Source organism: Kushneria aurantia DSM 21353, from assembly GCF_000382245.1.
Classification (GTDB): domain Bacteria; phylum Pseudomonadota; class Gammaproteobacteria; order Pseudomonadales; family Halomonadaceae; genus Kushneria; species Kushneria aurantia.
On record NZ_KB907862.1, the window covers coordinates 51,450 to 63,760 of the forward strand.

Annotated in this window: 10 protein-coding genes; 5 read left to right on the plus strand and 5 right to left on the minus strand. The window is 61.7% G+C overall.

Translation table 11 applies throughout. The features are described from left to right. Positions 1-49: 49 nt before the first annotated feature. Positions 50-2,476: a phosphoenolpyruvate synthase gene (ppsA, locus tag H146_RS0100255; protein WP_019949829.1), complete on the minus strand. Its 2,427-nt coding sequence runs from the start codon at positions 2,474-2,476 to the stop codon at positions 50-52. Positions 2,477-2,881: 405 nt separating this feature from the next. On the opposite strand from ppsA, the gene ppsR reads away from it, so the two are divergent. Further along, complete coding sequence (ppsR, locus tag H146_RS0100260) at positions 2,882-3,703, plus strand: posphoenolpyruvate synthetase regulatory kinase/phosphorylase PpsR (protein WP_019949830.1); 822 nt, start codon at positions 2,882-2,884, stop codon at positions 3,701-3,703. Between the two features lie 346 nt (positions 3,704-4,049). Here the strand turns inward: ppsR and H146_RS18020 are convergent, their stop codons facing one another. Continuing rightward, entirely contained in the window at positions 4,050-5,891 is a 1,842-nt protein-coding gene (locus tag H146_RS18020) for a bifunctional diguanylate cyclase/phosphodiesterase (RefSeq protein WP_019949831.1), read from the minus strand. A 216-nt stretch (positions 5,892-6,107) separates the two neighbouring features. Here H146_RS18020 and H146_RS0100270 point away from each other — a divergent pair, with 216 nt between their 5' ends. Next, positions 6,108-6,698, plus strand: coding sequence for a LysE family translocator (locus tag H146_RS0100270; protein WP_211213268.1), 591 nt, complete (start codon positions 6,108-6,110; stop codon positions 6,696-6,698). On the opposite strand, the gene H146_RS0100275 is transcribed toward H146_RS0100270, so the two are convergent. Beyond that, a complete protein-coding gene (locus H146_RS0100275; RefSeq protein WP_019949833.1) occupies positions 6,685-7,506 on the minus strand; it encodes a helix-turn-helix transcriptional regulator in 822 nt (273 codons plus the stop codon). The genes H146_RS0100270 and H146_RS0100275 overlap by 14 nt on opposite strands. 77 nt (positions 7,507-7,583) lie before the next feature. Then, positions 7,584-8,177 (minus strand): TetR/AcrR family transcriptional regulator, encoded by a 594-nt coding sequence (locus H146_RS0100280; protein WP_019949834.1) that lies wholly within the window; start codon positions 8,175-8,177, stop codon positions 7,584-7,586. Between the two features lie 96 nt (positions 8,178-8,273). On the opposite strand from H146_RS0100280, the gene H146_RS0100285 reads away from it, so the two are divergent. The 3 genes from H146_RS0100285 to H146_RS0100295 are packed head-to-tail and all read left to right on the plus strand — an operon-like array spanning position 8,274 to position 10,515. Next, on the plus strand, positions 8,274-8,480 hold the full coding sequence (locus H146_RS0100285) for a hypothetical protein (RefSeq protein ID WP_019949835.1): 207 nt from the start codon (positions 8,274-8,276) through the stop codon (positions 8,478-8,480). A gap of 38 nt (positions 8,481-8,518) precedes the next feature. Further along, entirely contained in the window at positions 8,519-9,868 is a 1,350-nt protein-coding gene (locus H146_RS0100290) for a uracil-xanthine permease family protein (RefSeq protein WP_019949836.1), read from the plus strand. Continuing rightward, positions 9,865-10,515 carry a cysteine hydrolase family protein gene (locus H146_RS0100295; RefSeq protein ID WP_019949837.1) on the plus strand — a complete coding sequence of 217 codons (651 nt, stop codon included), beginning with the start codon at positions 9,865-9,867 and terminating at the stop codon, positions 10,513-10,515. Before H146_RS0100290 ends, H146_RS0100295 begins: the two co-directional genes overlap by 4 nt. Before the next feature lie 141 nt (positions 10,516-10,656). Here H146_RS0100295 and H146_RS0100305 read toward each other — a convergent pair whose 3' ends face one another. Then, positions 10,657-12,216, minus strand: coding sequence for an alkaline phosphatase D family protein (locus H146_RS0100305; RefSeq protein ID WP_019949838.1), 1,560 nt, complete (start codon positions 12,214-12,216; stop codon positions 10,657-10,659). Positions 12,217-12,311 lie beyond the last annotated feature (95 nt).

Sequence of the window (12,311 nt, forward strand, 5' to 3'; positions counted from 1 at the left end):
GCCGGCCATCAACCATCAGGTCGTTCAACCGGATACAGACAGATCGTCTCTATCCGGCCGACATGGTGGCACCGTTTGGCGACGCCGCCTCGCCGTTTGCGACCTGCTCACCCAGCGCCAGCCAGGTGTTGATCACCGTATCCGGGTTGAGCGACAGGCTGTCGATGCCCTCAGCCATCAGCCAGGCGGCAAGATCGAGGTGATCCGACGGCCCCTGACCGCAGATGCCGACGTACTTGCCCTGGCGTTTGGCAGCGCGAATCGCCATCGACAGCAGCATCAGCACCGCCTCGTTGCGCTCGTCGAACTGCTCGGAGACAGTGCCGGAGTCGCGGTCCAACCCCAGGGTGAGCTGGGTCATGTCGTTGGAGCCGATCGAGAAGCCGTCGAAGTATTCGAGGAACTGATCCGCCAGCAGGGCGTTGGAGGGCAGCTCGCACATCATTATGACCTTCAGGCCGTTCTCACCGCGCTTGAGCCCGCGCGCTTCCAGGGTCTCGATCACCGCCGCGGCGTCATCCAGGGTGCGCACGAAGGGCACCATGATCTCCATGTTGACCAGCCCCATGTCGTCGCGCACCCGACGCACTGCCTCGCACTCCAGCGCGAAGCAGTCGCGGAACTGCGGCGAGGCGTAGCGGCCGGCGCCGCGGAACCCCAGCATGGGGTTCTCCTCGTGGGGTTCGTACTGCTCGCCGCCCACCAGGTTGGCGTACTCGTTGGTCTTGAAATCCGACAGCCGCACGATAACCCGTTTGGGCCAGAAGGCCGCCGCCAGCGTCGCCATGCCCTCGGTCAAACGCGCGACATAGAACTCCACCGGGTTGTCGTAGCCGGCGATGCGGCTTTTGATCTCCGCCTGCAGCGCCGGCGTCTGGCGGTCGAACTCCAGCAGCGCGCGGGGGTGAATGCCGATCATGCGATTGATGATGAACTCCAGCCGCGCCAGCCCCACACCTTCATTGGGCAGGGTGGCGAAGTCGAAGGCGCGGTCGGGGTTACCGACGTTCATCATCAGCTTGAGCGGCAGCTCCGGCAGGTCGTCGATGGCGGCGCTCTTGATCTCGAAATCCAGCTCGCCCTTGAAGATATAGCCGGTATCGCCTTCGGCGCAGGAGACCGTCACCCGGCTGGCGTCGGCGAGCCGCTCGGTGGCGTCGCCACAGCCCACCACCGCCGGGATACCCAGCTCGCGTGCGATGATGGCGGCGTGGCAGGTGCGTCCGCCGCGGTTGGTGACGATCGCCGCGGCACGCTTCATCACCGGCTCCCAGTCGGGGTCGGTCATGTCGGTGACCAGCACGTCACCGGCATCGACGCGGTGCATGTCATCAAGGCCGGCCACCACCTTCACCGGCCCGGCGCCGATGCGCTGGCCAATAGCGCGCCCTTCGGCCAGCACCGGTCCGCGCGAGCGCAGCTGGTAGCGCTCCATCACCTGCTGGCGCGAGCGCACCGTCTCCGGGCGCGCCTGAACGATGAACAGCTCGCCGGTCTGGCCATCCTTCGCCCACTCGATATCCATGGGCCGGCCGTAGTGCTGCTCGATCAGCACCGCCTGGTGGGCCAGCGACTCGATCTCGCTGTCGCTCAGGCAGAAGCGCTCCTGCTCCTCGAGGGGTACCGCCTCGGTGCGCACCTGGCGGCCGTGGCCGGTGTCCTCGGCATAGACCATGCGCTCGGCCTTGGTGCCCATGCTGCGGCGCACCACGGCGGGGCGGCCGGCGGCCAGGCCGGGCTTGTGCACATAGTATTCGTCCGGGTTGACGGCGCCCTGCACCACCATCTCACCCAGCCCCCAGGCGGCGGTAATGAAGACCACCTGGTCGAACCCGGACTCGGTGTCGATGGTGAACATCACCCCCGAGGTGGCCAGGTCGGAGCGCACCATGCGCTGCACGCCGGCGGAGAGTGAAACGTCCTTGTGGTCGTAGCCCTGGTGCACTCGATAGGAGATGGCGCGGTCGTTGAACAGCGAAGCAAATACATGGCGTACCGCCAGCCGGATCGCTTCCAGCCCGCGCACGTTGAGAAAGGTCTCCTGCTGGCCGGCGAAGGAGGCATCGGGCATATCCTCGGCGGTCGCGGAGGAGCGCACCGCAAAGGAAGCCTCGGGGTTGTCGCCGGCCAGCTGCTGATAGGCCTCGGCGATCGCCGCTTCCAGCTCATCGGTGAAGGGGGTATCCACTACCCACTGGCGAATGCGCGCGCCGGCTTCGGCCAGCGCCCGGGTGTCGTCGATATCGGTCTCGTCGAGCAGGGCGTGGATACGTCGGTCCAGCCCGCTCTGCTCGAGAAAACGCCGCCAGGCCGTGGCGGTAGTGGCAAAGCCATTGGGCACGCTCACGCCGGCACCGGCCAGGTGACTGATCATCTCACCCAGCGAAGCGTTCTTGCCCCCTACGCGATTGACGTCGTTCATGCCGACCTGGTCGTACCACAGAATCGACTGATCCTCTCTGCTCTGCTCGCTCATGCTCCACTCTCCCGGCGCCAAAGGCGTACTGCGTCAGGGCCTTGAAGGCCCACGTCCATGCGTTGTGGTCCACGGCCGTGCCTGCCGCGGGTAACTTCTTCAGGATCTCAAAAGACTACGCAATTCAGGCACCATGCCATAGCATCGATTGCGACTTTTCAAACGCAGATCGCGACTTTTAGGACCAGGATCGTTACGCAGCGCTACTACATGAGCTACGACCAAGGTCGCGTACCGCTCGATTCTGGCCGCGCGCCACCGCTGCGAAGGCGGTTGCAGGGGCAATTGCTTTTTGTAGTAAAGATGTAGTCAACGCGACGTCAAGAAAATCGAACCCGACAGCCGACTGCCTTCATCGTCAGCGGACGTGCTCTAATGGCCACCCATGCCTCAGGAACCCGCGCCATGTCGAGAACCGTGTTCTATATCTCCGACGGCACCGCCATCACCATGGAGGTGCTGGGCCACGCCGTGCTGTCACAGTTCGACCGCGAGTTCGAACAGCGCACCTGGCCCTTCGTGGAGAGCGTCGAGCGGGCGCGGGAGATCCGTGAGCGCATCGACCGCAGCTGCGAGGAGAGCGGCGAGCGTCCTATCGTGTTCTACTCCATCGTGTGCGATGAGATACGCGATATCATTCTCGCCAGTCAGGGCTTCTGCCACGACGTCATCGAGTCGCTGATCGCGCCGCTGAGCGAAGAGCTCGACATGGCGCCGCACCCCACCGTGCATCGCACCCATGGCCTCAATCGCGACAACGTGGCGCGCTATGACGCTCGCATCGCGGCGGTGGAGTACGCTCTTTCCCACGACGACGGCCTGTCACTGCGCCACCTCGAACAGGCCCAGGTGATTCTGGTCGGCGTATCGCGCTGCGGCAAAACGCCCACCAGCCTCTATCTGGCCATGCAGTTCGGTCTGCGGGTTGCCAACTACCCCTTCATTGCCGACGACATGGATAACCTGACCCTGCCGCCGGAGATTCGCCAGCAGCGTGACAAGCTGTTCGGCCTGACCATCGACGCCGAGCGGCTGTCGGCGATCCGCAACGAGCGCCGCAGCGGCAGCACCTACGCCTCGCTCAGGCAGTGCCGGCTGGAACTGGCCGAGGTGGAAGCGCTCTACCGTCGCTTCGGCATTCCCCACCTCAACACCACCAACTACTCGGTGGAGGAGATCGCTACCCGGCTGATGGACAAACTGGGTATCGAACGGCGGATTTTTTGAAGCCGCCTTCCCTGGCGGCTTCCCTTCGGGCCGTTGCTTCGCAACGTCAAAAATCGCTCCCGGCGATTTTTTGAAGCCGCCTTCCCTGGCGGCTTCCCTTCGGGCCGTTGCTTCGCAACGTCAAAAATCGCTCCCGGCGATTTTTTGAAGCCGCCTTCCCTGGCGGCTTCCCTTCGGGCCGTTGCTTCGCAACGTCAAAAATCGCTCCCGGCGATTTTTTGAACCCACCCTCCCTGGCGGCTTCCCTGTGGGCCGCTGCTTCGCAACGTCAAAAATCGCTCCCGGCGATTTTTTGAACCCACTCCCTCTGGCGGCTTCCCTGTGGGCCGTCGTGGTGGTAGCGGCATCAACGCAGGCTGGCGAAGCCGAGCCCGCTGTCGCTCTCCTTGGCGACGCACTTGAGCAGCGCCGAGCAGGCCTCGATATCGCTCTCCTCGCGGCTGCGGCGGCAGGGGTGCAGGCACAGCGCGGCAGCGGCCACCGCCAGCAGCGGGAAGCGCCGCGGCGCACCGAAGCGGTCGGTGCCGTCGAGATAGCCACGCTGGCGGCTGGCTTCGTCGTAGAACTGCAGCGCTTCCTGGCGCAGGTCCTCCTGCAGTGCGGCAATGCGCGTGCGGGCGATGTCGTAATCCTCGATATCCATGATCAGCACGAAGTCATCGCCGCCCACATGGCCGACGAAACAGCCGCTATCGGCGAAGTGGGCGGAGAGTAGCTGGCCGAACAGCATCAGCACCCGATCGCCCTGACGAAAGCCGTAGCGATCATTGAAGGCCTTGAAATTGTCGAGGTCGAAGTAGACCAGACACCAGGGATGCGCCCTGCGGCCCAGCCGCGCGGCAACTTCCCGGGCGATCGAGCGGTTGCCCGGCAATCGGGTGAGCGGGTTTTCATCGCGGGCGCGGTGCATGTCACGGCGCTGAATGGCGTGAATCAGGGTGGCGGCACGCCAGAGCCCCTGATAGCGCCCCTCGCAGGTGGCAAATACGCCCTCGCCACCGGCTGTTGTATCTTCCTGCTGATGATAGAGATCGAGCAGTCGCGACAGCGGCGTTCCTGCCTCGGCACTGGGTATGACGCGCACAAGGCGCGCCATCTGGTCGGCGACCCGATGGCGCTTGAGCAGCGCATGGCCGAAGGGCGAGTACATACTCAAACGCAGCGCCTGCTCGTGCAGGACACCCAGCGGCCGCTCATCGTCGTCGATCACCGGAAAGAAGCTGTGCTCCCGGTGGTCGCGAAACATGGTCAGCGCATCGGTCATCAGCATTTCCGGGCGCAGGATCGGCGGCTGGCTGATCTGCTCGCTCAGAAAGCGGCTCTCCTCGTCGTCGCTGCGTCCCTCGGTAGTGCGCAGATCGGCGATGTGCTCGTAAACATCGCGCAGCCGCTCGCAGGCGGTAAGCGGGTGCTGGATCAGATGGCCCTGCACAAGATCGCTGCCGATATCGCAGCAGGCGTGAAATTCATGCTCGTTCTCGACCCCTTCAGCGATCACCTCGACTCCCAGGGTATGGGCGAGGCTGGCCATATGGGCAACAAACAGCTTGCGACGATGGTCACCGCCCAGGCCGGCGACGAAGTGACGGTCGATCTTGAGATAGTCCGGACGCAGATCATGCAGCCGCATCAGACCGGCGTGGCCGACGCCGAAATTGTCGATTGCCAGCCGCATGTGGTGACGCCGACACGCCTGCAGTAGTTCGAGCCTCGAGGGCTGCTGCATGATGTCGTGGCGTTCGGAAAGCTCCAGCACCAACTGCTCGGGACGCAGGCCGTGGCGGGCAAGGTGTTCGACCAGCGCCTCCGGCGACAGCCCCTGCTGGCAGTCAGAACGGTTATCGACGTTGAGAAAGAGCCGTGCCCCGGGTAGCCCCTCGAGACGCGCAAAGGCGCCAAAAGCCAGCTCGCGCAACAGCGCTTCCAGTTCATCGAGACGTCGGGACTGCCGGGCGCCGTCAAGCAGCGCCACGGCGGAGTCAAAGCCCAGCGACTGATAGCCGCGCAGCAGCGCTTCGACACCGTGGCAACGCCCGGTGTGAACGTTGACGATCGGCTGGAAGGCGTAGTGCAGCACCTGCGACAGCCGCTCGATGTCATCGAAGGCGCCATCGCAACAGCGCCCTGTGTGGATCGGGGCCTCCCTGGCCGTCTGCTGCTCCCTCGTTGCCTGGCGCTTGTATGCCATTGTCGAGCCCTCCGGCCCGGTAGATGAAACCGGTCACTGGCCGTTTTACAAGGAGGTTATTAACGTCGTCGATCAAAGCCGATAACGGCCTGCAGTCCAACGAGCTTGAATGAACTTTTCATTAAACTTCGGAGACTACCGGAAGGCGCATTTTATTCAATACACGGCGCACCGCCAGCGTCAGGCTGAGGGCTACATCACCGCCGGAGTCCTGTCGTGCCGACGCTCATACTCTCCATGTCGTTGTTCGCCCTCGCCGCCTCGCTGTCGCCCGGCCCGGTCAACCTGGTGGCCCTGCACAGCGGGCTGCACTTCGGTCTGCGCCGAGCGCTGCGCCACGTGACCGGCGCCACCCTCGGTTTCACTCTGCTGCTGGTGCTGATCGGCTCGGGGATGGAGGGGTTGAGCGCTATTGTGCCGCGGCTGACCGAACTGCTGCGCTGGGTCGGCATGGGCTATCTGCTGTGGATGGCGTGGGGGCTGAGCCGATCGGACGGCCCCGGCCACGAGCGCGCCGCACCGCTGCCGCCCTCATTCTGGCGCGGCGCGCTGATGCAGTGGCTCAACCCCAAGGCGTGGATCGCCTCGGCAGCCGGTGTCAGCGTTTATACCGCCGACGGCGGCGCGGCGCTGACAGTGTTGTTCATCGTACTCTTTTTCGTCATCTGTTACGCCAGCCTGGCGAGCTGGGCCCTGCTCGGCGCTCGTCTCGGGCGGCGCGTCATGGAACAACGCCGCCTGCAGTGGCTCAATCGTCTGATGGCAGCGGGTCTGGTCATTGCTGCACTATCGATCACTCTGATATAGCGTGGCGGTAGCGACCCGGCGTGGCGGCGGTGAGCCGCTTGAAGACGCGCTGAAAGTGCGCCTGGTCGGCAAAGCGGCTGGCCAGCGCCGCCTCGGCGATGGAAGCCCCCTGACGCAGGCGCTGCTGACCATAGCGTAGCCGGCAGTCGATCACAAAGGCGTGGGGGGTAATGCCGTAGTGGCGGCGAAAGGCGCGTACCAGATGCGCCACCGACATGCCGGCCTGCGATGCGATCCCTTCAAGCGTCAGCGTCTCGGTGCAGCGTTCGCGAATCAGCGTCGCCACGCCGGCCAGCGCCGCGCTTTCGAGCCGGTTCTCTTCGCTGTCCGCCTCGAGCGTCGCCAGCGCCAGGCGCAGCAGCGCGTCGACACGCTCGGGCGCCACACGGGTGGCCGTATCGAAGAGGTCGTCAAACAGCGTCGCCAGTGCCCCATAAAGGGCCGCGTCGCGGCTGGCGCGCACGCCTACCGGGCGGAGGGGGCCACCGTCCGGTTGCAGGCCGGCCAGGTAATCGGCGTCGATGTAGAGCATGCCATAGGACCAGGGGAGATCATCGACCGGATTGCAGGCGTGTACCTCACCGGGGTTCATCGCCACTACGGCACCGGCGGTCAGCGGCAGTACCTGTTCGCCGCCGCTGTCATGGTAGCGATAGACACTGCGCCCACCCAGTATCGCCCCCAGTGAGAAGGCGTCGTGACTGTGCAGCCCATAGGCGATGTGGCGTCCGTCGCGGGTCAGCCGCGCTTCCAGCCACGGCAGCGCCGCGCTGCGCCAGAAGCGGATATTGTCGTTCGTTCTGCTCATGCCCGACCTCGGCTCTGGTAACAACTCGGTTATAAAGTGTTTGGCGTACGGTTGTCATGTTGGCCAGGCACGATAGCTCAGCCCGAACAAACACCTCCTGCTCCTTTGGCAAGGGCCTCCAGCGCCACCTCAAAAGCACTGTCAGGTATTAACTGACCAGTCATAAGCCGGTACCACGCCCATCCATACAGCAGATCCACCAGCCCCTCCAGATCGACATCCGATGCAATCTCGCCACGATCACGAGCACGCTGAAAAGCCATGACCGACTGTCGTCGTCGTGGCGCCAGTGCTTCTTCACGCAGCTTTTTAACCGTTTCCGAACTGGCCTGCATCTCGACCACAAGGCTGCAAAAAATACGTCCGGCCGATGTCTCACGCCAGGACCTGAAAAGCTCATGCATTCGCAGCTTGAGCTCAGTTAACAGATCAGCTTCTTCAGGAATCTCGGGAGGTGGCAATATCTCGCGATGAAAGAGTTCAAGAAGCAGCTCTGTTTTGTCCGGCCACCAGCGATAGATTGTCGGCTTGCCTACGCCCGCTCTTTTGGCCACGGCTTCCATGGCAAATCCGGTAGGGCCGCGCTCCGCAATCAACCCAAGCGCTGCATCCAGCACTGCCTTATGAGCTTCAGCGCTACGTTTGTTACCAGTGCGGAGTCTTTTACGCATATCGCTCCTTGCATTGACTGTCATGGCCCGACCCCTTGACGTTACGTTCCGTAATGGTAAGATCAAGTCAGCATTGCTGGCAGGAAATACTCAATAATGGCTGTTTTTCTGGAGCGTCTGAAGCTCGCGCTTACTCTGCTGGGCCCCACCTGGTTGATTATCACACTGCTACTGATGTTCTGGGAGCCCATCATCGTTTCAATGGCCGCCTGGCAGGTAGCAGCACTGATAGCTCCTCAGGTCATCATGATCGTGACCTTTCTGATCACGCCGCTGGCTCAGAAGTTTCTGAATCGAAAATAATCCACTGAAACCATACTACAACAAGCATAAGGCTCATCATGACTGATCAACATCAAAATGTGGTTTTCGATTATGGGATCGAAGATCGCATGCCCTTAACCCGTACTACTCTCTTCGGCTTCCAGCATCTTTTGGCATTGACAGGCATCTGGATTTTCCCCGTTCTGATCGGACAGGCATTGTCCCTGACAGCGCAACAGACAGGCTACATTATCCAGGCCTGCTTTCTTACCACCGGCCTGGTCACGATTTTACAATCCGGACGCTTTCTCAAACTACCGGTTGTTCAAGGGCCAACGGCTGCCTTTTTTGTTGCCGTTCTGGCTGCGGGTCAGGATGAAGGGCTTGGCGTCGCGTTTGGATCGATGGTGGTCGCCGCTTTGATCTTCATGCTGCTCTCAGTCCCCGTAGGAAGAATGGGACTAATGGGCAACCTTATTCGGTATATATCGCCGCCGATAGTTTACGGCACGCTTATGGTAATCATCGGCGCTCAGCTCGCCAGCATCGGATTGCAGGGGTGGTTCGGTACACCTGATACGCCTGCCTTTGGGGTTGCCAGCTTCATAACGGCTTGTTTGACCGTACTCATTATTCTGTCCTGCATGACAATGGCCCGTAAAGGCCTTCTTCGTCGAGGAGCGCTATTGTGGGGTATTATCGGCGGGAGCCTGATAGCATTACTGACAGGTATCAGCCCGTTACCGGATACCGCTTCAGCGTCTGCTATCGGTGTACCGAAGCTGCTACCCTTTGGCTTCGGTGTTTCCGCACCTATCGTTGCCCTGATGCTGCTCGCCTTTTTGCAAGCCGGAGCAGAAGCAATGGGTATGTATACACTATTGGCCGACTGGGGAGGCCAGCCGCTCGATACAAAGCGAGTCAACCGCGGCCTCTTCACCGAGTTTCTGGGCTCCGCCAGTGGTGCTCTGTTTGGAGGTCTGGGCACTACCTCCTATCCGGAAAATGTCGGAATTATAAGGCTATCCAGGGTCGGCAGCCGCTTTGTGACTCTTGCTGCCGGCGTCTTTGCCGTTGCGTTGAGTTGCCTACCGCAGTTTGCGCTTTTCATCGCCGGCCTGCCTGGCGCCGTGCTTTCAGCCGCTTCCACAGTTCTGTTTGGCACTATTGCAATAAGCGGCATTCAGATGCTCGCGCGGATAGATTGGGATGAGTACAACATTGCAGTGGCCGCTCCATCCTTCATTATTTCACTAGGCACACAGTTTTTACCGCAGGAGGTCGTGGCGCTTTTTCCTGATTCATTGGAAAGCATACTCACCCAGCCCATGATGGTCGGTATCGTGCTTCTCATGGCGCTCAACTATCTTGTTAACTTTCAGCTACGCCCAATGATGGAGAAGCGAAAGGAGGAGAAAAAAATATGAATAAGCCTCTGGTGAAATGGACGATCAACCCATGTCGAAGTGCCATCATTGTTGTCGATATGCAGCGTGTTTTCTGTGATGAATCCGGAGCACTTTATGTGCCGCAGACCAAAACCATTATCTCCAATATTCGAAAACTTATCGACGCGGCACGTGCCGAAATGCTTCCCGTCATATACCTGCGACATGTAGTACGTGGCGATGGCACGGATACCGGACGCATGCGCGACCTTTATCCCGACGTCGATACTATCCTGGCACGAGGACATAAAAGCATCGAGATTATTGAGGAAATTGCTCCGAAAAGAGAAGATGTTATTATCGACAAACTTTTTTACAGCGGTTTTCACAATACCGACCTCGACACGGTGTTGCGCTCCAGGGATATCGACACACTCATTGTCTGTGGTACTGTTACCAATGTCTGTTGTGAAACAACCATTAGAGATGGCGCGCATCGTGAATACAAGATGATAGCGCTTTCAGACGGTAATGCCGCCATGGATTATCCGGATCTTGGCTTCGGGTCATTAACCGCTGAACAAGTGCAACGTGTCTCCATGACGACAATCGCCTACGAATTTGGTGAGGTGGCCACTACCGATAACGTCATAAGGAGACTGCGCTCAACAAAACATGTCGAATGAAACAACAGGCTGTCACGGCAGCGCTGCGCCAGAAGCGGATATTGTCGTTCGTTCTGCTCATGCTCGCCCCTGAATCCCGGTAACGCTGCTTTTATAGCGCGAAACGGGGGCGAGAAGAACTCCCTGGCCGGGCAGCCTCTATCAGGCGCGACGGCGTTCCGGTATGAGCCGCTGGGTATGCAGGGCGTTACCGCCGGTGTCCTTGAGGGTTACCGTCAGCGCCTCGCTTTCACCCTCGAGGTCCACCTGACCGAAGAACTGATAGCCCGCTGTGGGCGGCAGGTTGCTCTGCCCCTCGGGAGGCGCCTTGTAGAACACCACTTCGGGACCAAAGGTACCATCAAGCTCATTGGGGCCGAAGGTGCCGGCGTGCAGCGGACCGCTGACGAACTCCCAGAAGGGTTTGAACGCCTTGAAGGCGGCACGCTCCGGGGCATAGTGGTGTGCGGCGGTGTAGTGCACATCGGCGGTAAACCACACCACGTTGTCGATGTCGTCGTCGCGGATCGCCTGCAACAGACGGGCAATTTCGATCTCGCGCCCCAGCGGTGGACCGCCCTCGCCGTTGGCGACCGCTTCGAAGCGCTGTCCATCGGGCACCACCAGGCCGATCGGCATGTCGGCAGCGATGATCTTCCAGGTGGCCGTGGAGTCGTTGAGCGCGCCGCGCAGCCAGCGGAACTGGTTGTCGCCCAGAAAGGCGCTCTCTTCGTTGCGCTGCGACTGGCGGTTGTCGCTGTTGTCACCGCGGTAGCTGCGCATATCGAGCATGAAGACCTCGATACTCGGCCCCCAGCGAAAGCGGCGGTAGAGACGCTGTGGCGCCGCGGCCTCCATGCGGATCGGCATATAGTCGATAAAGGCGCGCCGGGCACGGGCGGAGAGCAGCGCCACGTTCTTTTCACTATAGCGGTCGTCGTCGAGAATCTCGCTCGGGTACCAGTTGTTGACCGTTTCATGGTCATCCCACTGCGCCAGCATGGGCACCTCGGCGACGAAGCGGCGGAAGTGGGCATCAAGATGATTGTAGGCGTGCTGGCCGCGATACTCCGCCAGCGTCTCGGCCACCTTGCGCTTGGCCGGTGTGACGATGTTGCGCCAGACCCCGCCGCCGGGAAGTTCGACACGCTCCTGAAGCGGCCCGTCGGCGTAGACACTGTCGCCGGAGTGGATAAAGAAGTCGGGTTGCTGACGGCGCATGGTTTCCCAACCCAGCATGCCACCACGCGCCTCGTCGATGCCCCAGCCCTGACCGACCACGTCGCCGGACCACACAAACCGCACGTCGCGAGGGCCGTCCACCGGCATCGACAGCCGCCCACTGACCGGTGCACTGAGCGCGCGGTCGTCATCGAGGGCGGCGCAGCGCATGCGGTAGTGCACCTCCTGCATACCGCGCAGGCCCGTGGCGTCGATCCGGCCGATCAGGTCGGTGTCGGGCAGCACGTCCAGCGGCGCCAGCCGGCGCGCGCCGCGAAATTCCGGGTTATCCGCCACCTCGATCAGCATCCGCGCGGGCCTGTCGGTGCGCCCCCACAGCATGGCGCGGTCGGCCAGTACATCGCCGCTCATCAGGCTCGTCACCTGCGGCCGGCGGTTGTCGGCCAGCACGATCGCCGGCGCGCCAAGCAGTCCACTACCGGCCAGGCCCAGCCCGGTGCAGCTGCTCAGCGCCAGAAAATCGCGTCGTGAAATGCTCATTGTCACCCTCCATCAAGCGTTATGAATGCGGTGCACAGCAACACCGCCCCGCCAGTCTGGAAAGTGCGCGTGACAGAAAGGATTAACCACCATGA